Below are 23,486 nucleotides of genomic sequence, written 5' to 3'. Positions count from 1 at the left end.
TGCGTGCGACGCGCCGACGTCGAAGAGCCCACCCGCTACTTGGCGATATCGAGCAATTCGATCTCGAACACCAGCGCTTCGTTCGGTCCGATACGCGGCAGTTGCCCGCGTTCGCCGTAGGCCAGCTGCGGCGGAATCACCACCTTCCAGCGATCGCCCACGTGCATGCGCGGGATCACGTCCTGCCAGCCGGGAATGACCTTGTCGACCTGGAACGTGACCGGCGCGCCGTGCGCCCAGGAACTGTCGAACTCGGTACCGTCCACCAGCATCCCGCGGTAGTTCACCGTCACCGTGCTGGTGACCTTGGGTCTTTCGGTACCCTCGCCCGATGCGATCACCGCGTACTGGACGCCGGAAGGCAACTGCACCACGCCCGGGCGCTTGCGGTTCTTCGCCATGTATTCGGCGCTCTTGCGGGCGTTGGCTTCGGCAATGTGCTTGAACTCGGCCACGGCGTTGGCGTGCAGCTGCTGCTCCAGGCGCTGGAGCTGGGCGTGCATGTCCTGCATCGGGACGGCCGGATGGCGCCTGGCGTAGGCATCGGCGATGGCCTTCTGCACGGTGGCAAGGTCCACGTCCGGCTGGCCGCCGGCGAACTGGCTGCCGATCTGGTAGCCGATCGCATAGGACAGCTTGTGCTTGTCCAGCTTGACCTGCGAAGTCGGCGCGCCGGCGCGGTCCTGCGCATGTGCGACGCTTCCCAGCAGCAGCATGCCAAGCGCCAGCCCACCCAGTCGTGTCATGCCTTGCCTCCGACGAAAGACGTACCGGCCATGCTATGCGCATTGGCGGCGCCATGCAGCGCCACGGCCGCCGTCTGCTTCGAACCCGCGCGGCGGTAAAGGTTCCCGCGCTACCATGCGCGTTTTCCTTCCGCCGGAGCGCTCGCCATGGCCTATCGCAATCTGGAAATCGCCAACCGCGGCGCGGTCCGCGTGATCACCATCAACCGCCCCGACAAGCTCAACGCGCTCAACCGCGACACGCTCAACGAGCTGACCCTCGCCTTTACCCAGGCGGCGCAGGACGACGCGGTACGCGCGGTGGTGCTCGCCGGCGCGGGCGAAAAGGCATTCGTGGCCGGCGCCGACATCGCCGAGATGAACGGCTATACGCCGGTTCAGGCGCAGTCGTTCTCGCGCACCGGGCAGCGCCTGATGAGCACGATCGAACGGCTGGGCAAGCCGGTGGTCGCGCGCATCCAGGGCTTCGCGCTGGGCGGCGGCATGGAGCTGGCGATGGCCTGCCACCTGCGCGTGGCCAGCGAAAAGGCGAAGTTCGGCCAGCCGGAAATCAACCTGGGCCTGATCCCCGGCTTCGGCGGCACCCAGCGCCTGCTGCGCCTGGCCGGCCGCAGCGCCGCGCTGGAGCTTTGCCTGACGGGCGCACCGATCGGTGCGCAGCGGGCCTTCGAACTTGGCATCGTCAATCGCGTCGTCGCGCCCGAGGCGCTGGACGAAACCGTCGATGCGCTGGCCGACCAACTGGCTGCGGCCGCGCCGCTGGCGGCCGCGGGCATCCTCGATGCCATTCTGCTGGGTGGCGAGACTGCGCTTGACCAGGGCCTGGAGTTCGAAACGCAGGGCTTCGCACTGGCCTTCGCCACCGAGGACATGCGCGAGGGGACGAGTGCGTTCCTGGAGAAGCGCAAGGCCGATTTCAAGGGGCAGTGAGCTCGCTGCAGGAGCGCACCCTGTGCGCGACCGCCGGCATGACGGTCGCACAGGGTGCGCTCATGGAAGGGGCGGCTAGTGCCCGCCGCGATACTTCTTCTCACCGGCCGTCACGGCAACATCCAGCCGGTTCTCCGGCGGCGCCAGCGGACAGGTGGCGAATGGCGTGAACGCGCAAGGCGGGTTATAGGCCTTGTTGAAATCCAGTTCGACCTTGCCCGGTTGCGACAGGCCGGTCTTGGGCAGCGCGGCGTAGAAGAAGCGCGCGGCGCCGTAGGTCTCCCTGCCCGAGGTGCGGTCGGCGATCACGAAGAACAGTTCGCCGCCCGGCTCTTCCTGGTAGGGCATCAGCTCGAACGTGTGGCCGTCGCGCTGGAACACCGCCTTGCCCGGTACGTCGACCGCCTCGATGGTGCCGATCACCGAGCCGATTTCCAGCTTGTGCCCGGGCGCGAACGGCACCCAGTCGGCCTCGATGCGCCAGGACCGATCGATCGGGAAATAGTCGATGCCGGCGAAGTGCGCGCGGGTTGGTGCCTCAGGATCCTTCACGCGCAGCGCCTTGCGCCCGTCGCGATCGATCACGAAGAAGCTCGCGCTGCCGAAACGCACGAGCGTCGGGCCCGCGGCACCGGCGTGCATGTCGTCGACCAGGGTCGCCTCGTCGACGTTCTTGCCATCGATGGTCGCGACCGCGTCCTTGTCCAGCGCCATGCGCAGGCTGCCGTCCGCGCCGAGCGTCACCGTGCCCAGGTGCGCGGGACCGACGGTGAGCGCGATGTCGTTGTCGGCGGCGCTGCCGATGCGGTTGGCGCCCTCGTGCAGCCATTCCAGCCCGACCAGGCTCAGCCAGCCATCCGGAGCCGTCAGCCGCGCGACGCGGTCGACGCGCCACTGCTCGATCTGGCGGGTGTACGGATCGGTATCGGCGGCGTGCACGGCAGCGGCTCCCAGGGTGATGGCGGCGAGAAACAGGCTGGTACGAAGCATGGAGCTCTCCAGCATGGGGGTGGCGATCGAGTATAGACGAGGCTGCATCTCGCCCTTGTAGGAGCGCACCTGTGTGCGACCGGGAAGCATGGCGGTCGCGCACAGGTGCGCTCATTACAAAATCAGCGGCCGCGCAGGAACAGGCGGTCGAGCTCACCCAGCGACAATTGCACCCAGGTCGGCCGTCCGTGGTTGCACTGGCCCGAGCGCTCGGTCGCCTCCATCTCGCGCAGCAGCGCGTTCATCTCGGGCAGGGTCAGCCGACGTCCCGCACGTACCGAGCCATGGCAGGCCATGGTCGAAAGCAGTTCGTTCTCCAGCTCCTGCAGGCGGCGCGAACTGCCGTGCTGGGCCAGCTCCGCCAGCACGTCGCTGACGAGCTGGCTGACATCGGCCCCTTCCAGCAGTGCGGGAATGCGCCGCACCACCACGCTCGACGGGCCGCTGCGCGAGAGTTCCAGGCCCCAGCCGGCCAGCGCATCGGCGTGCTCCTCGGCGGCCGCGGCTTCCTTCGCGCTCACCGACAGGTTGAGCGGCACCAGCAGCATCTGCGAGCGCAGATTGCTGCAGGCGCGACCGGCCTTGAGCTTCTCGTAGGTGATGCGCTCGTGCGCGGCATGCATGTCCACCAGCACCATGCCGTGCGCATTCTCGGCCAGGATGTAGATGCTCTTGAGCTGGGCGATGGCGAAACCCAGCGGTGGCGCCTCGCGCTCGTCGAGCCCGGGCATCGCCGCGGCCACGGCGGCGCCCGTCTGCGCCGGCGGCTCGCCCAGCAGCGTGGCGTACTCGGCCAACGGCTCGTCGCGCAGGCCGAGGCTGAGCCGGCTCTGCGCGAACTGCGCCGGGCGTCCGCCCGCCGGACCGCCATAGGCGTGCGGGGCCGCAGGGGCCGCCGGTTCGTGCGACGGCGGCGGCACCACCAGTCCCGCCCGCGTCTGGGCCAGCGCCTCGTGCAGGCTGCGGAACAGGAAATCGTGCACCAGCCGTTGTTCGCGGAAGCGCACCTCGTGCTTGGCCGGATGCACGTTGACGTCCACGCCGGCCGGATCGAGTTCCAGATACAGCACGAACGCCGGGTGGCGACCATGGAACAGCACATCCGCATAGGCCTGGCGCACCGCGTGGGCGACCACGCGGTCACGCACCAGCCGCCCGTTGACGTAGAAGTACTGGCCGTCGGCCTGCGCGCGCGAAGCCGTCGGCAGGCCGACCCAGCCGGACAGTCGCATGCCCGCCGCGGCGTGGTCGATGTGCAGGCTCTGCGCCGGAAAACCCTCGCCCAGCACCTCGGCCACGCGCGCCAGCGCGGCCGACTGGTCCTGGCAGGCCCTGAACAGGCGCAGCGGCTTGCCGTTGTTGCTCAGCCGGAATTCCACCGAGCGGCGCGCCAGCGACAGCGACTTGAGCAGGTCGTCGATGTGCGCAAGCTCGGTACGCTCGGCACGCAGGAATTTCCGCCGCGCCGGCACGTTGAAGAACAGGTCGCGCACTTCGACGCTGGTGCCGGCCGGATGTTGCGCCGGCCGCACCGGCTGCATGCGCCCGCCGTCCACCTCCAGCCGGAAGGCACTGTCGGCATCGCGCAACCGCGAGGTCAGCGCGAAGCGGGCGACGGAAGCCACCGACGCCAGCGCCTCGCCGCGGAAGCCCATGCTGGCCACGTGTTCCAGGTCGTCGAAACTGCCGATCTTGCTGGTGGCATGCGAGGCCACCGCCAGCGGCAGGTCGTCCGGCCCGATGCCGCCGCCGTCGTCGCGCACGCGGATCAGCCGCGCACCGCCCTGCTCGATGTCCACCTCGATGCGGGTGGCCCCGGCGTCGAGGCTGTTTTCGACCAGCTCCTTGACCACCGAGGACGGGCGCTCGATCACCTCGCCGGCGGCGATCTGGTTGATGAGGTCGGGAGGAAGCTGGCGGATGACGGGCATCGGGCAAGCTTAAAGGCTCCGGATGCGCCGACAAAACGGAGGTTCCCTTTCGGGAGCCCGTTTTGTCGGCGATGCCTCGCTCCGGTGCCCAAAATGCATCGCCCACAAGTGGGCTCCTGCAAGCGGGGGCGTTCCTTCTCAGCCGGCCGGGATGGCCAGCACCGCGCCGGCCTGCACCGTATCGCCATTCATGCGATTGGCGCTCTTGAGCGCGTTCACGCTGACGCCGTACTGGCGCGCGATGCTGCCCAGGCTCTCGCCGCGCGCGACCCGGTGCAGGTCACGCACGTTCGCATCGGCGCGCGTGTCCGCCACCGTTGCCGCGGGCTTGGTCGCGGAGGCCAGGACGCCGTTGCGGCGCATCGCCTGCGCGGCGAACCAGGTGCCTTGCGGCGGGGTCGCCTCGAAGTAGTTGCGCACGCCGCCCATCACCGCCTCGGCCAGCTGGCGCTGATGGGCCGGGTCGCGCAGCTTGCGCTCCTCGACCGGATTGCTGATGAAGGCGGTCTCGACCAGGATCGAGGGTACGTCCGGCGAGCGCAGCACCACGAAGTTGGCGTGCTCGACGTGCCCCCGGTGGGTCGGACCCAGCTTGGCCAGTGCCTTGAGCACGTTGCCGGCGATCGCCTCGCTGGCCTGGATGGCGTAGCCCTGCTGCAGGTCCAGCAGCACGGCTGCCAGGCTGTCGTCCTTGTCGTCCAGCGAGACGCCGCCGATCAGGTCGGCGCGGTTTTCGCGGTCGGCCAGCCAGCGCGCGGCCTCGGACGTCTTGCCGCGCGGCGACAGTACCCATACCGAGGAGCCCCTGGCGTCGCTGCTGGTGAAGGCGTCGGCGTGGACCGAGACGAACATGTCCGCGTTCTGCTCGCGGGCGATCTGGTAGCGGCGCTTGAGCGGGATGAAGTAGTCGCCGTCGCGGGTCAGCACGGCCTTCATGCCGGGCTGCTTGTTGATCTCGTCGGCCAGCGCGCGCGCCACCGCGAGGGTGACGTTCTTCTCCTGCGTGCCGCTGGGCCCGTGCGAACCGGGATCCTTGCCGCCGTGGCCGGCATCGATCGCAACGATCACCTTGCGCTCGCCGCCGAGCAGTGCGGCAGCCTGTTTGGCGCCCTTGCCCACGCTGGAGGTGGGCTTGATGCTGGCCAGTACGCCCGGCGCGCGGTCGTCCGCCGCATCCACGACAACCGTGTCCTTGCCGGGGTAGAGGTCCAGCACCAGGCGATAACCGTGCCCACCCGCGGGCTTGAGCAGGAAGCTCTTCGGCTGCGCGCCCGCGGCGGCCTGCGCCACCAGATGCAGGTCGCCAGCGGAAGCGCGGCTTTCCAGGCCCTTGTAGAGGCCCTGCGCCGGCGGCGCGTCGAAGCCGCGCGCCAGGTCACCGCCGGCCAGCTCCAGCTCGACGGTGTTTCCGTCGCGGAGCAGCTTGTATTCCACCGGGCCGGACAGGTCGAACACCACGCGGGTGTACTCGGGGCCCGCCCAGACGCGCGCGCCCTGCACGTCGGCCGCCTGCGCCGGGCGCAACGGCAGCGCGGCGGCAAGGGCCACCAGAGCCAGAACTCCCAGGCGCGCGAACGGACGTGTCATGGCGCCGCATTGAAACCCAGCGAAAACGCGATTGCAAGCGTTTTTCCCTTGGATATCCATAACCTGCATCGCTTTTGTCATGCAATCCCAAGGTATCGGCAGCGGACCGGGCTTTGCCCGCGCGTGGCCGAGAAACGGTGTTTCTCCTTACGAAACCGTAACTTAGCTTTCGCCCAGGCGTCCCAACAAGGCGCTGCCACGCCCGCTGCGCGGGACCGCACGCGCACGCCGCCCGTCCCCGGCGTGCTCCAGTTCGAGCACCAGGTCCGGCGCGGGCAAGGCACCGGCACCCCGCTCGGGCCACTCGACCAGCACCAGCGCGGCCGGATCACCCAGGGCATCCAGCCCAAGCCATTCCAGTTCCCCCGGATCGGCGATGCGGTAGAGGTCAAGGTGCCAGGCGGTCTGCTCGCCGGCACGGTAGGACTCGACCAGGCTGTAGGTCGGGCTCTTGACCCGTTCGCCAACGCCCAGCGCGGTGAGCAGCGCGCGGGCGAAGCTGGTCTTGCCGGCGCCCAGGTCGCCGTGCAGGTAGATCACCAGGCCGCCGTCGACCACCGCGGCGAAGCGTTGGGCCAGCGCCGTGGTGGCGGTCTCGTCGGGGAGGGTCCAGTAGCTCATGCATCCAGTCCGTTCAGAAGGCGGCGCAGCGGCGACAGCAGATCGCTGGCGATCAGGCCGCGCTCGCCCTTGCGGGCGGCATGGTCGCCCGCGCGTGCATGCAGGCCCACGCCAAGGCATGCGGCATCCCGGGCGCTGCAACCCTGCGCAAGCAAGGCGGCGATGACGCCGGTCAGCAGGTCACCCATGCCGCCCGAGGCCATGCCGGGGTTGCCCCAGGGGCAGACGTCCAGACGGCCATGCGGATCGGCGATGAGCGACCCTGCGCCCTTGAGCACCGCCACCGCGTCGAACCGGCGTGCAAGTGAACGCGCGGCGGCGAAACGGTCGCGCTCGATATCGGCAACCGCGCATCCGAGCAGCCGCGCGGCCTCGCCCGGGTGCGGCGTGAGCACCACCTGCCGCGCACGATCGAAACGTCGCGGCTCGGCCGCCAGCAGGTTGAGACCGTCGGCATCCAGGACCAGCGGCAGCGGGCTGTCCAGCGCGGTCAGCCACAGCGCATGGCCCCAGGCGCCTTGCCCCAGGCCCGGACCGACCGCCAGCACGGTGGCGCGCTCGAGCAAGGGCGCCAGCGCCTGGGGACCGCCGACCTCGTGCGCCATCAGTTCGGGACGGGCGGCGTTGAGTGCGAACAGGTGCTCGGCCCGCGTCGCCACGCTGACCAGGCCCGCGCCACCGCGCAGGGCGGCCTCGCCGCACAGGCGGATCGCGCCCGCGGTGCCGTGGTCGCCGCCGACGGCGAGCACATGGCCGTTGCGCCCCTTGTGCGCGTCGCGTGGACGCGGCGGCAGCGTGGCCGCTTCGAGCAGCCGGGCATCGGGTGCCTCCTGCCACACGCTTTCAGGCAGGCCCAGCGTGGCCAGTTCGATGCGCCCGGTGTGCGCGTTCGCCTGGCCGGTGTGCAGACCACGCTTGGAGGCGATGAAGCTGACCGTGAGGCTGGCGCGGATGGCCACGCCCGGGCAGTGCCCGGTATCGGCGTTGAGGCCCGAGGGCACGTCCAGTGCCAGCGTCGGCTTGCCGCTGCGATTGAGCCGTTCGATCAGCGCAGCCGCGACCGGCTGCGGCGGGCGGTCCAGCCCCGTGCCGTAGAGCGCGTCGACGTGCACGTCCGCTTCCGGCAAGGAGGAGGTCTCCTCCCAGCGATGCACCGGCACGCCCGCCCGCTCGCAGGCGGCCCGGGCACTGGCGGCATCACCTTTGCCCGTGGGCTCCGCCAGGGCATGCGCTTCCACGGCCAGTCCGGCCTCGTGTGCCAGCAGCGCGAGCAGGTAACCGTCGCCGCCGTTGTTGCCGGGCCCGCAGTAGACCGCGATCCGCTGCACCTGTGGCCAATGCCGGCGCAGGCTCGCGAACGCCGCGGCGGCCGCGCGGCGCATGAGCTCGTAGCCGGGAATACCCAGCTCCTCGATCGCACGCCGGTCCATCGCGCGCACCTGGGCGACTGAATAGAGGGCATGGCAATGGGGCGCGTTCATCGGGGGCGATTATAGGTGCGGGCAGGCACTTACAATGGACGCATGTCCGTCGCCGCCTCCCCCGACTACGCCGCGCTTGCCCGCGAGATCAAACAGTGGGCGCGCGAGCTGGGGTTCGCGCAAACCGCCATCAGCGGCGTCGAACTGGGCGAGGACGAGTCGCACCTGGAACACTGGCTCGACCATGGCCTGCACGGCGAGATGGACTACATGGCCCGCCACGGCACCCGCCGCAGCCGGCCCGCCGAACTGGAACCGGGCACCCTGCGGGTGATTTCCGTGCGCATGGACTACCGCGCGCCGGGCACCCGACACGCCTGGGACGTGATCAACGATGGCGAGGCAGGCTACGTGTCCCGCTACGCGCTGGGCCGCGACTACCACAAGCTGATGCGCAACCGGCTGCAGAAGCTGGCCGAGCGCATCCGCGGAGCCATCGGCGAGTTCGGCTACCGCGCTTACGTGGATTCCGCGCCCGTGCTGGAAAAGGCGCTCGCGCGCAACGCGGGCCTAGGCTGGATCGGCAAGCACACCGTGCTGATCAACAAGAACGCGGGCTCATACTTCTTCCTCGGCGAGCTCTACACCGACCTGCCGCTGCCCATCGATGAGGCCGCCACGGCGCACTGCGGCACATGCACGCGCTGCATCGACGTCTGCCCGACCCAGGCGATCCTGGGTCCTTACCGGCTCGACGCGCGCCGTTGCATTTCCTACCTCACGATCGAGCTGAAGGGATCGATTCCCGAGGAACTGCGCGCGCCGATGGGCAACCGCATCTTCGGCTGCGACGACTGCCAGCTGGTATGTCCCTGGAACAAGTTCGCGCAGGACGCCACCGAGCCGGACTTCGCCCCGCGGCACAGCCTGGACGGGGCGAAGCTGGTGGAACTGTTCGCCTGGAGCGAAGAGGAGTTCCTGCGCCGTACCGAAGGCATGGCGATCCGGCGCACCGGCTACGAGGGTTGGCTGCGCAACATCGCGGTGGCGCTGGGGAATGCGCCCCCGACGGCTGAGGTGATCGCCGCATTGCGTACGCGGGAACAGCACCCCTCGCCCGTCGTCCGCGAGCACGTCGCCTGGGCGCTGGCACGCCACGGAACCGCGCCGCCGTAGGGGCGCACCCTGTGCAGGCATCACCGGGGGTGCGCCCTTTCCGGTCGCGCACAGGTGCGCTCCCACACCTCAGCTGCGGCGTTCGTGGATGGCGTCGATCAGGGCGCGGGTCGCCGCATCCAGCGGCGGCGCGTCCGACTGCTCTCCGCGCAATGCCGGCAGGATCTGCCGCGCGATGCTCTTGCCCAGCTCCACGCCCCACTGGTCGAACGCGTTGATGCCCCACAGATGGCCGAGCAGAAAAACCTTGTGCTCGTACAGCGCGATCAGCGCGCCCAGGCATTCGGGCGTAAGCGCATCGAGCAGGATCACCGAGCTGGGACGATCGCCCGGGAAGGTGCGCTGCGCCGCCAATGTCTCGCCGCCCGCCGGGTTCTCCGCCAGCGCCTCGTCGAAGGTCTTGCCCAGCGCCAGCGCAGCCGCCTGCGCGAGCAGGTTGGACAGCAGCGCATCGTGGTTGCCATGCAGCGGGTGCGCCGGATTGACCACGCCGATCAGGTCCAGCGGCACCACCTCGGTGCCCTGGTGCAGCGCCTGGAAGTAGGCGTGCTGCGCATTGGTGCCGACGCTGCCCCACACCACCGGCACGGTCGGCTGGCCCACCGGCGTGCCCTGCGGCGTTACCGACTTGCCCAGGCTCTCCATCTCCAGCTGCTGCAGGTACCTCGGCAGGTCGCCGAGCAGGTCCGCGTACGGCACCACCGCGCGCGTGGAATAGCCCAGCACGTCGCGGTTCCAGATCTCGGTGAGCGCCAGCAGCGCCGGCAGGTTCTCCTGCCAGGGCGCGCTACGGAAGTGGTCGTCCATGCGCGCGCCGCCGGCCAGCACGGCACGGAAGCCCTGCATGCCGATCGCCAGCGCCAGTGAAAGCCCGACGGCCGACCACAGCGAGTAACGCCCGCCGACGAAATCCCACATCGGGAAAATCTGCTTCAGCGGCACGCCCCAGCTGCCGGCGACCTCCGTGTTGGCGCTGACCGCCAGGAAGTGCCGCGCCACCTCGCGCTCGTCGCCGTTGCAGGCTTCCAGGATCCAGTTACGCAGCACGTTGCCGTTGAGCAGCGTTTCCTGCGTGGTGAAGGTCTTGGAGACCATCACCACCAGCGTGGTCCTCGGGTCGAGCCGGCCGGTCAGGTCGTGGGCGGCCTGGCCGTCGACGTTGGTGAGGAAGTGGCTGCGCACCTTCGGCATGCGGAACGGCGCCAGCGCGGCGACCGCCAGGCGCGGGCCCAGGTCCGAGCCCCCGATGCCGATGTTGACGATGTCGGTGACGGTGTCGGGCAGCCCCAGTGCCGCCTGCTGGCCGCCGTGGATGGCGTCGACGAGCTGGGCAATGCGCTCCAGCGTGGCTTCGATCTCGCGGCGGGCCTCGGCTGGCGCCGGCGACGGCAGGGAGGATGCTCCGGCGCGCAACGCCGTGTGCAACACCGCGCGCCCTTCGGAGGTGTTGATCGCCTCGCCCGCGAACATCGCGTCGCGCGCGGCCTGCCAGCCGCTTGCCTCCAGCTGCGCACCCAGGGCATCGAGCGCCGGCACATCCAGCTTCTGCCGGCTCAGGTCGAGCAGCAGCGGTCCGGCGCGGTGGCGCAGGCGCGCGGCGCGGGCCGGATCGGCGATCAGCCTGCGCAGGCGGGTCTGCGCAAGGCGGCGGGCGTGGTCGGCGAACAGCGAGGCGTACGTCGGGACGTTGGCGGGCATGGGCAGACGCGCTGGCATAGGGAAGCCTTGCATCTTAAGCCCGGCACGCGTGAGGAACACGTCGGACACCGAAGGGTCGGCGCTTCAGCCCACCGCTGCGACGCCGCGGGTCAGGGTGGACTGAAGCCCACCCCGGGTCTATCGCGGGATCAGGCCGCCGCCATCTGCTTGGGGATCGACCGGTTGGTGTGGCTGATGCGGTTGTCCGCATCCACGTACACCAGCGTCGGCTGGAACTTCTCCAGCTCCGCCTCGCTGAGCCCGACGAAGGCGGCGATGATGATCAGGTCGCCGGCCTGCGCGCTGCGCGCGGCGCTGCCGTTGACCGAGATGATCCCGGAGCCTTCCTCGGCACGCAGCGCATAGGTCACGAAACGCTGCCCACTGTTGATGTTCCACGCGTGGATCTGCTCGTACTCGCGGATGCCGGAGGCGTCCAGCAACAGGCCGTCGATCGCGATCGAGCCCTCGTAGTGCAGCTCCGCGTGGGTCACCGTGGCGCGGTGGATCTTGGCCTTGAGCATGTTCAGGTGCATGACAGATGGGGTTCCGGCAGGAACAGCCTGCGTCCGCCGATTATCGAACCCCTGACGCTGCGCTGCAACATCGAGGCACCCCCGGCGGGAGCGCGCCCTGTGCGCGAGGTGCGCCCCCTGGGTCGCGAACAGGGTGCGCTCCTGCAGCCGCTTCTGCGCGTTCGGCCATCCAAAACCCCCGTGCCATAATGCGCGATCCCGCCGGAACGCCTGCACACCATGACCCGCCGCCTCCTCGTCACCAACGCCCTGCCCTACGCCAACGGGCCGCTGCACATGGGCCATCTGCTGGGCTACATCCAGGCCGACATCTGGGTGCGTGCGCAGCGCATGGCGGGCAACGAGGCGGTGTACGTCTGCGCGGACGACGCGCACGGCACCCCGATCATGCTGGCCGCGCAGAAGGCCGGCATGACGCCGGAAGCTTTCATCGAGGGCATCCGGACCGGGCACGAGGCCGACTTCGCCGACTTCGGCGTGCACTTCGACCACTACCACTCGACCCACTCGGAAGAGAACCGCGAGCTGGCGACGCTGATCTACACGCGCCTGCGCGACGGCGGCTTCATCGCGCGGCGCGGCATCAAGCAGCTGTTCGACCCGGAAAAGGAAATGTTCCTGCCGGACCGCTACATCAAGGGCACCTGCCCGCGCTGCGGCACGCCCGACCAGTACGGTGACAACTGCGAGCACTGCGGCGCCACCTACGCGCCGACCGACCTGATCGAACCCTACTCGGTGGTCTCCGGCGCCGCTCCCGTGCTGCGCGACTCGGAACACTACTTTTTCGAGCTGTCCCGGTTCGAGGCGCTGCTGCGCGACTGGTTCGCCGGTCGCTACACCGAGGGCAGGCCGGTGGCCAACGCCGGCGTCGCGGCCAAGCTTCGCGAATGGCTGGATGGTGGTCTCAAGGACTGGGACATCTCGCGCGACGCGCCCTACTTCGGCTTCCCGATCCCCGATGCGCCGGGCAAGTTCTTCTACGTCTGGCTGGACGCGCCGGTCGGTTACCTGGCCAGCTTCAAGGCACTGTGCGACCGCACGAACCTGAGGTTCGACGACTTCCTGGCCCCGTCCAGCCGCGCCGAGATGCACCACTTCATCGGCAAGGACATCATCAACTTCCATGGCCTGTTCTGGCCGGCGATGCTGCATGGCGCGGGGTTCCGCACGCCCACCGCGCTGCACGTCAACGGCTACCTGACCGTCAATGGCTCGAAGATGTCCAAGTCGCGCGGCACCTTCATCCAGGCGCGCACCTATCTGGACGTGGGCCTGAACCCCGAATTCCTGCGCTATTACTTCGCCACCATGCTCGACGACGCACCGGTGGACGTGGACCTGGACCTGAAGGCGTTCGAGGAGCGCGTCAACTCGCACCTGGTCGGCAAGTGGGTGAACATCGCCAGCCGCACTGCAGGCTTCGTGCACAAGTTCTTCGACGGCCGCCTGGGTGCGCACTTCGGCACCACCGAGCAGGCACTGTGGAACACGTTGCTGGAACATTACGACGGCATCGACGCGCTCTACGACGCGGGAGATTTCGCCGAGGTCACCCGCCGCTTCGTGCTGATGGCGGACCTGGTCAACGGCCACATCGCCGCCACCGCGCCGTGGACCATGGCCAAGGACGAGTCGCGTCGCGAAGAACTGCACCAGGTGTGTTCGTTCGCCCTCGCCGGCTTCCGCCTGCTTGCCGGACTGCTCAAGCCGATCCTGCCGGCCACCGTGGCCGCGGCCGAGGCCTTCCTGCAGGCGCCGATCGCCAATTTCGACGACGCCCGCGCGGAACTGCACAGCCACGCGATCGGACCGTTCGAGGCGCTGCTCGGGCGCATCGATCCCAAGCGCATCGAGGCGATGATCGATGCCTCCAAAGAATCGCTCGCGCCCGCCCCGGCGGCCGCACCCAAGCCATCCAAGGAAAGCCGCAAGCCCATGACCGAAGCCGCTGCACCCGCCACCGACACGCCCGCCACCATTGCCATCGACGACTTCGCCAAGCTCGACCTGCGCATCGGCAAGGTCACCACTTGCGAGTTCGTGGAGGGCTCGGACAAGCTGCTCCGCTTCGAGCTGGACGCCGGCCCGCTCGGCAAGCGGCAGATTTTCTCGGGCATCCGCGCCGCCTACGGGGAGCCGGAGAAGCTGGTCGGCCGCAACGTGGTGTTCATCGCCAACCTGGCGCCGCGCAAGATGCGTTTCGGCCTGTCCGAGGGGATGATCCTGTCGGCCGGCGACGGTGGCAGCGACCTGTTCCTGCTGGATGCCGACCAGGGCGCGAAGCCTGGCGCCACCGTCCGCTGACGTCGCTTTTCGTAGGAGCCCGCTTGCGGGCGATGCTCCAGGAATGAAAGAGCATCGCCCGCAAGCGGGCTCCTACAAAGAACTCGTCAGCGCGCGTAGGTGACGAAGAACCCGACCAGGTCGCCGTTCTCGTTGTATGCCGACAGATCCACCACGTGATAGCCGCGCGCGGCGTATTCGGCGTGACTTTCGGTCAGCTTCCGCGCCATGTGGTTCTTGCGGAACCCCAGGGTGGCGTCGACGAAGACCGTGACCGTGTCGCCCTGCGTGCTTTCCGCCCGGGCGGGCGTGGCGTGGGTGAGCAGCAGCGTGCCGGTCATGCCTACGGCGGCGGCCAGCAGCAGCGATGCCGCACGAAGGGTCGGACGGAAACGGGTCATGTGAAGCTCCTGGCAAGTTGCGGGACAATAGGGCGCTGATTATGCCGATGTCCGCCTGGCACGGCGCCCGGAACACCATGAACGACGTCACCAATCTGGCCAACCGCATCGATGCGCTGCTGCCGCAAACCCAGTGCGAGCAGTGCGGCTTCCACGGCTGTCGCCCATACGCCGAGGCGATGGCGCGCGGCGAAGCGCCGATCAACCGCTGCCCGCCCGGCGGAACGGCCGGCATCGCGAAGCTCGCGGCGCTGCTGGGCACGCCGGTGTTGCCGCTCGATCCCGCGCATGGCGTGGAGAAACCGCGCATGCTCGCGCGCATCGTCGAGGCCGACTGCATCGGATGCACCAAGTGCATCCAGGCCTGTCCGGTCGATGCCATCGTCGGCGCGGCCAAGCTGATGCACACGGTGCTGCCGGACCAGTGCACCGGCTGCGAACTGTGCGTCCCGGCCTGCCCGGTCGACTGCATCGTGCTGGAGCCCATGCCACTGGCACAGGTCGAGGACCCGGCGCACGCGGCGGCTTCCCGTACGCACTTCCAGCGCCGCGAGGCGCGCCTGGCGCGCGAGCGGGCCGAGCGCGAGGCCGAACTGGCCGCGCGCAAAGCCGCGGTCGACACTCCCGCCACCCCGCAGAATCCGGTGTTGGCGGCACTTGCCCGCGCCCGGGCCAAACAGGGTTCCGGGACATGAAGCGCGCCGACGTGGTCGAACTGTTCACGCGCCTGCGCGAGCTCAACCCCCACCCCACCACCGAACTGGAATACCGCACGCCATTCGAGCTGCTGGTCGCCGTCGTGCTCTCGGCGCAGGCCACCGACGTGGGCGTCAACAAGGCGACCCGCAAGCTGTACCCGAAGGCCAGCACGCCGCAGGCGATCCTCGCGCTGGGCGAGGAAGGCCTCAAGCGCTACATCAGCACCATCGGCCTGTTCAACGCGAAGGCCAGGAACGTAATAGCGCTGTGCCGCATCCTCGTCGAGCAACACGACGGCGAGGTACCGCGCACGCGCGAAGCGCTCGAAGCCCTGCCCGGCGTCGGTCGCAAGACCGCCAACGTGGTCCTCAACACCGCCTTCGGCGAGCCCACGATTGCCGTGGACACGCACATCTTCCGCGTCTCCAACCGCACCGGCCTGGCGCCCGGCAAGGATGTGCGGGCGGTGGAGGAAAAGCTGGAGAAAGTCGTGCCGGCCGAGTTCAGGAAGGACGCCCACCACTGGCTGATCCTGCACGGCCGCTACGTGTGCAAGGCGCGCAGGCCCGAGTGTCCGATCTGCCCGATTCGCGACCTCTGCCAGTACAGGCACAAGACGCCGCCGGCGCCGTAACCGCACGGGAGGTTTCAGTCCACCGCCGGTGCAACGGGATGGCGGGCCGAAGCCCGGCCTGCGCGGAGCGGATCAGGCAACGTGCGCCAGGGAGCGGTAGAGCATGTAGATCGCGACCACCACGATCACGCCAGCGAAGATGAGGTTGAGCGCGCCGCGCGTGCCGGCCAGTCGGCGTGCGCCCAGCGCGCCCAGCCAGCCGCCGACGATGCCGCCGCCGACGAACTCGGCCGCGACACGCCAGTCGACCAGCCCCGAGATCGCGTAATTGCCCGCCGTGGTCGCCGCGAAGGTGCCGACCGAGAACAGCGAGGTTCCGATCGCGTTGATGATTTCCATGCCGCTGGCGAACATCAGCCCGGGCACGATCAGGAAGCCGCCGCCGATGCCGAAAAAACCGGACAGCGCGCCGGCGCCGAGCCCGACCGCGGCCAGGCGCGGCATGGCGTTGGGCAAGGGGTAGCGATCGGATGATCCGCCGCGGCGTCCGCGCAGCATCAGGAATGCCACCACCAGCATCAGCAGCGCAAACAGCGCCAGCAACCGGTGGCCGTCCATCGCCTTGCCCGCGCTCGATCCCAGCCAGGCGCCGCATACGCCCGCCGCGGCGAACACGAACGCCGCGCGCCAGCGCACGTGCCCCGAACGTGCGTGCGGCAACAGGTTGGCAAAGGCATTGGCGCCCACCGCCACCGCACTGGTGCCGATGGCCATGTGGGGATCGCGCATGCCCACGACGTACAGCAGCAGCGGCGTGGCCAGGATCGAGCCACCCCCGCCGATGAGCGCGAGCGAGAAACCCACGATCGAGCCACACAGCACCGCCAGTATCTCGCCCCCCGACAGCAGGCTCACGGGATTGCCCGCCGGCGGGTCCGGCCCGCTCGCGCCCGGTCAGGCATGCTGCATCGCACGCAGGCGCGGCGCCAGCGCGGCGATGTCGTAGCCCGCGTCGCCCGCCGCCTTCACGATCGCCCCGACATCGCCCGCGCGCGCGGCCTGCAATGCCCACAACGTGGTCGAACGCGTGCCGGTGCGGCAGAAGGCCAGCACCGGCGCGGGCAGTTCCTCGAGTGCCCGGGCCATGGCCTCGATCACCGCCGGCTCGTACCGGCCCGGAACGACCGGGATATCGCGGTAGGCCAGGCCATGCGCGGCCGCGGCCCTTGCCATCTCGGTACTGGTCGGCTGGTCATCGGTCTCCCCGTCGGGCCGGTTGTTGATCACGCTGCGGAAGCCGGCCGCCTCCAGGTCGGCCATCTCGCCGGGCAGGATCTGCGGGGACACGCTGATGTGGGCCGTGAGCTTGCGGACCTGCATGACGCTCTCCTCTGCCGACGAAGAAAACCAGCCCTGCCGTGCGAGCGATCGCTTGCCAGGCACGGATCACTGGCCAGCGAAGCCCCTGCGGCGCGCAAGATACCCCCTCACAACCGCAAAAAAAATAACGGCGGGCTTTGCGGCCCGCCGTTGTCCCTCCCTGGGTAGAACTCCTTTCCGATAACCACTCCTTGACACGCGGCTAATGATCCACGGGCCGCGTGAAGGTTTGCTCAAAGGCTCGCAGACCGAGTGTCCGCTTAGAACGCAACCTCGCCGAAGACGCCGATCTCGTTCGTCTTGACGTTTTGTACATGCGGCGGCACCGGGGTGGCGACCGAACGCTCGGCCTTCTCGTGCTTCCACACCGCGGCCAGCTTGAAGCCCTTGGTCACCTGGTACTGCAGGCCGAGGTTGTAGTAGACGTCCTTGGCGTTGTCGTCGATGTCCTTGCTGAGCTTGGCGTTGTCGTAGCGGGCAAACAGGGCCACGTCGTCGGTGAGCGACACCGAGCCCCACAGCGAGTAGCCGTCGGCCTTGTCCTCGACCGGGCTCAGCACCAGGTTGCCCCAGTTCCTGGCGGTGAAGTACTCGGCGCCGACGCGCACCTTCTTGTCCGCGTAGGCCACCATCACGTCGCCGCGCTGGGCGGTCTGCGGGGCGTCGAGGTTCTCGGTTTCCTTGCCCAGGTGGCCGCTGTAGCCGCCGACCGCAACGATCATGCCCTCGAACGGCACGAAGCCCACGCGGCCTTCGATGTCGACGCCCTTGCTGCGGCTGGGATTCTTGTAGCCACCGCCGTTGACCACCGATACCGCGTAGTTGGCGACCTTGCCGGCGCCCAGGTCACCGAACAGGTGCAGGCCCCAGTCGGCCGAGTTGGCGTACTTCAGGCGATCGGTCAGGGTGTTCTCGACGTAGCGGAAGCCGTAGTAGCTCTCCACGAACGGAATCCACGGCATGTCCGCCGAACCGATGCGCAGCACCGCGGCCTGGTCGAACTTGCCCTGCACGTAGGCCTTCTTGACGAACAGGTTGGTCTCGCCGTCACCGCTGACGTAGTTGAAGTCGGTGGTCAGGTTGGCCGACCAGATGTCATTGAACTTGTGGTCCACGCCCAGATAGAAGCGCTTGACGTCGAGGCCGGTACCCGAGGCGTCGGTCTTGCCGCTGTCGCTGTTCTTCTGGTCGATGTTGCTGAAGTCGAAGTACATCTTGCCGGAGAAACTGGTGTCGGCCAGTGCCTTGTCGAGCGACGAGGACGAGCCGGCCTGCGATTTCTGCAGGGCCTCGATGTTCTGGCCGGTGCTCACGTTGATGTCGGACTGCGCATCGGTGCGCTGTTCCAGTTCGTCCATCTTGGCCTGCAGGGCGGCCAGTTGGGCCTTGAGCTGCTCGACCTCCGAACTGCGCGCAGCCGACTGCGCATCCTGCGGGGCCGGTGCCGCGTGCACGCCGGCGCCTGCCAGGCCCAAACCGGCGGCGATCGCCGCCACGAGCATCTTCGAACGCATGTGTCTCTCCACTGTTGGTAGGAACCCCTCAACCGCCCCCTTCGATCCTGGATGGCCAAGCAGGGACGGCCGTCAGCATGCGTCGTTCCGTTTACGGTTCCGTGCCGGTTGCATGACAGAACGAAGACAGTGCGCGTCACGGCGCCGGCGCGGGCTTCGCCGGCAACCCCGCCCCGCGCTGATATGCTTGGCCGATGGAATATGTGAGCAACAGCCTGGCCGCCCGCATGTGCGAGCGGTTCCGCGGCTTCATGCCGGTCATCGTGGACGTGGAAACCGGCGGCTTCGATGCCGAGCACGACGCCTTGCTGGAGATCGCCGTCGTGACGCTGGCGATGGACGCCGAGGGCTACGTGCGACCGCGCCCGCCGGTGTCCGCGCACGTGGAACCGTTCCCCGGGGCGCGCATCGACCCGCGTTCGCTGGAGATCACCGGCATCGACCCGGACAACCCGCTGCGCGGCGCGCTGTCCGAACGACTGGCACTCGACCACGTGTTCCATCCGGTACGACTGGCGATGCGCGAGAGCGAATGCCAGCGCGCGGTGCTGGTCGGCCACAACGCCGCCTTCGACCTGGCATTCCTCAATGCGGCCGTGCGCCGCTGCGGGCACAAGCGCAACCCGTTCCACCCTTTCAGTTGCTTCGACACCGCCACGTTGAGCGGCCTGGCCTACGGGCAGACCGTTTTGAGCAAGGCGGTGCAGGCGGCCGGCCATGCCTTCGACGGGCGCGAGGCGCACTCGGCCATCTACGATGCCGAGCGCACGGCAGAGCTGTTCTGCGCGATCGTCAACCGCTGGCGGCGACTGGAAACGCTCGAGCGGGATCACGTCGGGATAACACTCTCCTGACGTCCGAGGCCGCGCGGATGAACGGTTTTTGACGGCGTGTCATCACACTGACACATTCATCTCATTTCATTGCAACACGCCTGACCTCAAATGCCTCCGCCGGGAATCCGCCCGCGATGCACACCTTGAGAGGACTGACCGTGTTGAATGCAACCACTGTTTCCCGCCTCGGTACGGCCGCCGTGCTGGCTGCCGCCACGCTGACGGGCGCCAACGCCGCCCAGGCGACCGACATCACCGGTGCCGGTTCGAGCTTCGTCTATCCCGTGCTGTCCCGCTGGTCGGCGACCTACGCCGAGAAGACCGGCAACCACCTCAATTACCAGTCGGTCGGCTCCGGCGCCGGCATCGCGCAGATCAAGGAGGGGACGATCGACTTCGGCGCCTCCGACGCGCCGATGAAGGCCGAGGACCTCAAGAAGTTCGGCCTGGGCCAGTTCCCGGTCGTCGTCGGCGGCATCGTGCCGGTGGTCAACATCGCCGGTGTGCAGGCCGGCCAGGTCAAGCTCGATGGCCCGACCCTGGCCGACATCTTCCTGGGCAAGATCAGGAACTGGAACGACCCGAAGATCGCCGCGTTGAACAGCGGCCTGAAGCTGCCGGCGGGCAAGATCACCGTCGTGCACCGCTCCGACGGCTCGGGCACCTCCTTCAACTTCACCAACTACCTGTCCAAGGTCAGCCCGCAGTGGGCCAGCCAGGTCAAGTTCGGCACCTCGGTCGACTGGCCGACCGGCGTGGGTGGCAAGGGCAACGAGGGCGTCTCCCAGTACGTCAAGCAGATCAAGAATTCGATCGGCTACGTCGAGTACGCCTACGCGGTGAAGAACAAGATCAGCTGGGTGGACCTGAAGAACGCCGCCGGCAACGTCGTCTCGCCGAACGCCGACAGCTTCGCCGCCGCGGCCAGCACCGCCGACTGGGCCAGCGCGAAGGATTTCAACCTGATCATGACCAACGCCCCGGGCGCCAAGGCCTGGCCGATCACCGCGACCACCTGGGTGATCATGTACAAGCAGCCGAAGAACGCCGAGCACAGCAAGGTCGCCTTCGACTTCTTCAAGTGGGCGCTGGAAAACGGCCAGCAGCAGGCCGCCGCGCTTGACTACGTGCCGCTGCCGCAGAGCCTGGTGCAGAAGATCGAGGCCTACTGGGCTTCCGAATACAAGCACTGAAACGTACGCCACCTCTCGCGGAAAACCTGAGCCCTCTCCCCCGCCTGGCGGGGGAGAGGGTTGGGTGAGGGGGAGGCCCTTCGCCCCACCTTGCAAGAGCCTCACCTTCTACCCAGCCCTCTCCCCCGCCAGGCGGGGGAGAGGGCTCATCCTTCGCAAGACTCGAGTCACATGCCCGACGCCACGCTTACATCGATTGCGCCCGAACAACGCGCCAGCCGTGACGCGCGCCACGACCGGCTGTTCGCCGGCCTGCTCAAGGCCTGCGCACTGCTCGTCCTGGCAGCCCTGCTGGGCGCCGCCTTTGCCACCCTGTGGGGCGGACGCGAGGCGTTCGGCACGTTCGGCTGGCACTTCCTGGTCAGTTCCGCGTGGGACCCGAGCAGCCAGGAGTACGGCGCGCTGGTGCCGGTCTACGGCACGCTTGCCACCTCGTTCATCGCGCTGCTGATCGCGGTGCCGGTGAGCTTCGGCATCGCGCTCTATCTCTCGGAGGTCGCGCCGCGCTGGCTGCGCACGCCGGTCGCCTCGGCGATCGAGCTGCTGGCAGGCATTCCCTCGATCATCTACGGCATGTGGGGCCTGTTCGTGTTCGCGCCCTTCTTCGCCGAGCACGTCAAGCCGTGGCTGACCAATTACCTGGGCAACAACCCGGATGACGGCAACCCCTCGTGGGTGGCCACGCACGTGCCGTTCGTCGGCAAGATGTTCGCCAGCGACTACCCCTTCGGCGCCAGCATCCTCGTGGCCGGCATCGTGCTGGCCATCATGATCATCCCGTTCATTTCCTCGGTCATGCGCGAGGTGTTCCAGACCGTCCCCACGCGACTGAAGGAGTCGGCCTATGCGCTGGGCTCGAGCACCTGGGAGGTTTCCTGGGACATCGTGCTGCCGTACACGCGTTCGGCGGTGATCGGCGGCATCTTCCTCGGGCTCGGCCGCGCGCTCGGCGAGACCATGGCCGTCACTTTCGTGCTGGGCAACGCGATGGCCCTGTCCGCCTCGCTGCTCGATCCCGGCGCCTCGATCGCTTCCACCATCGCCAACCAGTTCAGCGAGGCGGTGGGGCTGCAGAAATCGGCACTGATGGCGCTGGCCTTCCTGCTGTTCGTGGTGACCTTCATCGTGCTGCTGATCGCGCGGCTGATGCTGCGCCGGCTGGCCAGCCGGGAGGGTCGCTGATGGACATGCTCTACCTGCGCCGCCGCCTGACCAACGCGCTGGCGCTCACGCTCAGCATGCTCGCCACGCTGATCGGCCTGGCCTTCCTCGCCTGGATCCTCTGGGAAACCCTGCGTCAGGGGATCGCCGCGCTGGACCTGAAGCTGTTCACCAAAATCACCGCCTACGGTGACCAGGGTGGCCTGGCCAACGCCATGGTCGGCAGCCTGATCATCAACTTCGTCGGCATCGCCATCGCCACGCCGATCGGCGTGCTGGCCGGCACGTGGCTGGCCGAATACGCCAACCGCACGCGGCTGGGCGAGACGATCCGCTTCCTGAACGACATCCTGTTGTCGGCGCCGTCGATCGTGATGGGCCTGTTCGTCTACACCATCATCGTGCTGCCGAGCACCGCGCTGACCCATGGCAACACCACGTTCTCCGGTTTCGCCGGCGGGGTGGCGCTGGCGCTCATCGCGCTTCCGGTGATCGTGCGCACCACCGACGAGATGCTGCGGCTGGTGCCCTCGACCCTGCGCGAGGCGGCCCTCTCGCTGGGCGTGCCGCAGTGGAAGCTGACCTCGCAGATCCTGCTGCGCGCGGCGCGTTCGGGCATCGTCACCGGTGTGCTGCTGGCGCTGGCGCGCATCAGCGGCGAAACCGCGCCGCTGCTGTTCACCGCGTTCGGCAACAACTTCATGACACTCAATCCGCTGGACAAGATGTCCAGCCTGCCCCAGGTGATCTACCAGTACGCCAACGATCCGGGCGAGGCGATGCACGCGCTGGCCTGGGCCGGTGCCTTCGTGGTCACGCTGTTCGTGCTGCTGCTCAGCCTCGCCTCCCGCCTGCTGTTTGCCCGCAAGGTGTCCCATGATTAACCCTGCCGCCCTCGCCCTGGCGCCCTCGATGGCCCCGCCCGCCGCCGAACCCAAGCTCAGGGTCCGCGACCTGAATTTCCACTACGACGGCTTCCATGCGCTGAAGAACATCGGCATGGATATTCCGGAGAAGCAGGTGACGGCGATCATCGGGCCCTCCGGTTGCGGCAAGTCCACGCTGCTGCGGATCTTCAATCGCATCTACGCGATCTACCCTGGCCTGAAGGCGACCGGTTCGATCGAGCTGGACGGCGAGAACATCCTCGACCCGCGCTACTCGCTCAACCGGCTGCGCAGCAAGGTCGGCATGGTCTTCCAGAAGCCGGTGCCGTTCCCGATGACGATCTTCGAGAACGTCGCCTATGGCATCCGCCACCACGAGCGCCTGTCCAGGGCGGACATGGATGCGCGCGTGGAGCAGGCCCTGCGCGGCGCGGCCCTGTGGGACGAGGTCAAGGACAAGCTCAGGCAGAATGCCCTGGGCCTGTCCGGCGGCCAGCAGCAGCGCCTGTGCATCGCGCGCGCGATCGCGCTCAAGCCCGAGGTGTTGCTGCTGGACGAGCCGACCTCCGCCCTCGATCCGATCGCCACCGGCCGCATCGAGCAGCTGATCGAGGACCTCAAGAGCCAGTTCACCATCGTGATCGTCACCCACAACATGCAGCAGGCGGCGCGCGTGTCCGACCGCACCGCCTTCATGTACCTGGGCGAGCTGGTGGAGTTCGACGAAACCGAGAGGATCTTCACCAAGCCCGGCAAGAAGCAGACCGAGGACTACATCACCGGCCGCTTCGGCTGACTTCCCGCCCCCGCCTCCTTCCCGGAGCGGGGCCGGAGCGAAGTCGGGGCGAGCCCCTTGACCAAGCGGCACCCGACACCTTGCAGGCATCCTCTCCGGAGCGAGAGGAACCCAACTCGAGAC

22 protein-coding genes are annotated in these 23,486 nt (G+C 68.4%); 10 read left to right on the top strand and 12 right to left on the bottom strand.

Annotated elements, in window-relative coordinates; genetic code table 11:
• Positions 1-35: 35 nt before the first annotated feature.
• The gene (bamJ, locus tag LQ771_RS04245) at positions 36-746 is read right to left on the bottom strand and encodes a BamJ family beta-barrel-assembly machinery protein (RefSeq protein ID WP_231351127.1); all 711 of its coding nucleotides are present in this window, start codon (positions 744-746) and stop codon (positions 36-38) included.
• A gap of 147 nt (positions 747-893) precedes the next feature.
• Here bamJ and LQ771_RS04240 point away from each other — a divergent pair, with 147 nt between their 5' ends.
• Positions 894-1,676, top strand: a complete 783-nt coding sequence (locus LQ771_RS04240; protein WP_231351126.1) for an enoyl-CoA hydratase/isomerase family protein — start codon at positions 894-896, stop codon at positions 1,674-1,676.
• 75 nt (positions 1,677-1,751) lie between these two features.
• Here LQ771_RS04240 and LQ771_RS04235 read toward each other — a convergent pair whose 3' ends face one another.
• The 5 genes from LQ771_RS04235 to LQ771_RS04215 form a co-directional block, all read right to left on the bottom strand.
• A complete protein-coding gene (locus tag LQ771_RS04235) occupies positions 1,752-2,666 on the bottom strand; it encodes a DUF1684 domain-containing protein (protein WP_231351125.1) in 915 nt (304 codons plus the stop codon).
• Between the two features lie 122 nt (positions 2,667-2,788).
• The gene (mutL, locus tag LQ771_RS04230) at positions 2,789-4,597 is read right to left on the bottom strand and encodes a DNA mismatch repair endonuclease MutL (protein ID WP_231351124.1); all 1,809 of its coding nucleotides are present in this window, start codon (positions 4,595-4,597) and stop codon (positions 2,789-2,791) included.
• Positions 4,598-4,735: 138 nt separating this feature from the next.
• Positions 4,736-6,184, bottom strand: a complete 1,449-nt coding sequence (locus tag LQ771_RS04225; protein WP_231351123.1) for an N-acetylmuramoyl-L-alanine amidase — start codon at positions 6,182-6,184, stop codon at positions 4,736-4,738.
• Between the two features lie 162 nt (positions 6,185-6,346).
• Positions 6,347-6,805: a tRNA (adenosine(37)-N6)-threonylcarbamoyltransferase complex ATPase subunit type 1 TsaE gene (tsaE, locus tag LQ771_RS04220; RefSeq protein ID WP_231351122.1), complete on the bottom strand. Its 459-nt coding sequence runs from the start codon at positions 6,803-6,805 to the stop codon at positions 6,347-6,349.
• On the bottom strand, positions 6,802-8,286 hold the full coding sequence (locus LQ771_RS04215; protein WP_231351121.1) for an NAD(P)H-hydrate dehydratase: 1,485 nt from the start codon (positions 8,284-8,286) through the stop codon (positions 6,802-6,804). Before LQ771_RS04215 ends, tsaE begins: the two co-directional genes overlap by 4 nt.
• A 42-nt stretch (positions 8,287-8,328) precedes the next feature.
• Between LQ771_RS04215 and queG the strand changes: the two genes are divergently transcribed.
• Positions 8,329-9,402: a tRNA epoxyqueuosine(34) reductase QueG gene (gene queG / locus LQ771_RS04210; protein WP_231351120.1), complete on the top strand. Its 1,074-nt coding sequence runs from the start codon at positions 8,329-8,331 to the stop codon at positions 9,400-9,402.
• A gap of 69 nt (positions 9,403-9,471) precedes the next feature.
• Here queG and pgi read toward each other — a convergent pair whose 3' ends face one another.
• Together pgi and panD are read right to left on the bottom strand one after the other, a co-directional pair.
• Positions 9,472-11,100, bottom strand: a complete 1,629-nt coding sequence (gene pgi / locus LQ771_RS04205; protein WP_231351119.1) for a glucose-6-phosphate isomerase — start codon at positions 11,098-11,100, stop codon at positions 9,472-9,474.
• Positions 11,101-11,249: 149 nt separating this feature from the next.
• Complete coding sequence (gene panD, locus LQ771_RS04200; protein WP_209614577.1) at positions 11,250-11,636, bottom strand: aspartate 1-decarboxylase; 387 nt, start codon at positions 11,634-11,636, stop codon at positions 11,250-11,252.
• A gap of 219 nt (positions 11,637-11,855) precedes the next feature.
• Here panD and metG point away from each other — a divergent pair, with 219 nt between their 5' ends.
• Positions 11,856-13,943 carry a methionine--tRNA ligase gene (metG, locus tag LQ771_RS04195; protein ID WP_231351118.1) on the top strand — a complete coding sequence of 696 codons (2,088 nt, stop codon included), beginning with the start codon at positions 11,856-11,858 and terminating at the stop codon, positions 13,941-13,943.
• 86 nt (positions 13,944-14,029) lie between these two features.
• On the opposite strand, the gene LQ771_RS04190 is transcribed toward metG, so the two are convergent.
• Positions 14,030-14,323 (bottom strand): hypothetical protein, encoded by a 294-nt coding sequence (locus LQ771_RS04190; protein WP_231351117.1) that lies wholly within the window; start codon positions 14,321-14,323, stop codon positions 14,030-14,032.
• 77 nt (positions 14,324-14,400) lie between these two features.
• On the opposite strand from LQ771_RS04190, the gene LQ771_RS04185 reads away from it, so the two are divergent.
• Together LQ771_RS04185 and nth are read left to right on the top strand one after the other, a co-directional pair.
• Entirely contained in the window at positions 14,401-15,018 is a 618-nt protein-coding gene (locus tag LQ771_RS04185; protein WP_231351116.1) for an RnfABCDGE type electron transport complex subunit B, read from the top strand.
• The gene (nth, locus tag LQ771_RS04180; RefSeq protein WP_231351115.1) at positions 15,015-15,656 is read left to right on the top strand and encodes an endonuclease III; all 642 of its coding nucleotides are present in this window, start codon (positions 15,015-15,017) and stop codon (positions 15,654-15,656) included. Before LQ771_RS04185 ends, nth begins: the two co-directional genes overlap by 4 nt.
• Positions 15,657-15,728: 72 nt before the next feature.
• On the opposite strand, the gene LQ771_RS04175 is transcribed toward nth, so the two are convergent.
• The 3 genes from LQ771_RS04175 to LQ771_RS04165 form a co-directional block, all read right to left on the bottom strand.
• On the bottom strand, positions 15,729-16,505 hold the full coding sequence (locus LQ771_RS04175; protein ID WP_231351852.1) for a sulfite exporter TauE/SafE family protein: 777 nt from the start codon (positions 16,503-16,505) through the stop codon (positions 15,729-15,731).
• A 45-nt stretch (positions 16,506-16,550) separates the two neighbouring features.
• Positions 16,551-16,976: a protein tyrosine phosphatase family protein gene (locus LQ771_RS04170; protein WP_231351114.1), complete on the bottom strand. Its 426-nt coding sequence runs from the start codon at positions 16,974-16,976 to the stop codon at positions 16,551-16,553.
• Positions 16,977-17,236: 260 nt separating this feature from the next.
• Positions 17,237-18,490, bottom strand: coding sequence for a porin (locus tag LQ771_RS04165; protein ID WP_231351113.1), 1,254 nt, complete (start codon positions 18,488-18,490; stop codon positions 17,237-17,239).
• Positions 18,491-18,684: 194 nt separating this feature from the next.
• Between LQ771_RS04165 and rnt the strand changes: the two genes are divergently transcribed.
• The 5 genes from rnt (at position 18,685) to pstB (ending at position 23,363) form a co-directional block, all read left to right on the top strand.
• Positions 18,685-19,344 (top strand): ribonuclease T, encoded by a 660-nt coding sequence (rnt, locus tag LQ771_RS04160; RefSeq protein ID WP_231351112.1) that lies wholly within the window; start codon positions 18,685-18,687, stop codon positions 19,342-19,344.
• A 116-nt stretch (positions 19,345-19,460) separates the two neighbouring features.
• Complete coding sequence (gene pstS, locus LQ771_RS04155) at positions 19,461-20,519, top strand: phosphate ABC transporter substrate-binding protein PstS (protein ID WP_425491309.1); 1,059 nt, start codon at positions 19,461-19,463, stop codon at positions 20,517-20,519.
• Between the two features lie 171 nt (positions 20,520-20,690).
• Positions 20,691-21,701: a phosphate ABC transporter permease subunit PstC gene (pstC, locus tag LQ771_RS04150; protein WP_231351111.1), complete on the top strand. Its 1,011-nt coding sequence runs from the start codon at positions 20,691-20,693 to the stop codon at positions 21,699-21,701.
• Positions 21,701-22,564 carry a phosphate ABC transporter permease PstA gene (gene pstA / locus LQ771_RS04145; protein WP_231351110.1) on the top strand — a complete coding sequence of 288 codons (864 nt, stop codon included), beginning with the start codon at positions 21,701-21,703 and terminating at the stop codon, positions 22,562-22,564. The genes pstC and pstA overlap by 1 nt, the downstream gene beginning before the upstream one ends.
• Complete coding sequence (gene pstB / locus LQ771_RS04140) at positions 22,557-23,363, top strand: phosphate ABC transporter ATP-binding protein PstB (RefSeq protein ID WP_425491307.1); 807 nt, start codon at positions 22,557-22,559, stop codon at positions 23,361-23,363. Before pstA ends, pstB begins: the two co-directional genes overlap by 8 nt.
• Positions 23,364-23,486 lie beyond the last annotated feature (123 nt).

Origin of the sequence: Frateuria soli (assembly GCF_021117385.1) — a bacterium.
Classification (GTDB): domain Bacteria; phylum Pseudomonadota; class Gammaproteobacteria; order Xanthomonadales; family Rhodanobacteraceae; genus Frateuria_A; species Frateuria_A soli.
The sequence above is the reverse complement of the archived record's forward strand: the minus strand, read 5'-3'. Positions and strand labels throughout refer to the sequence as shown.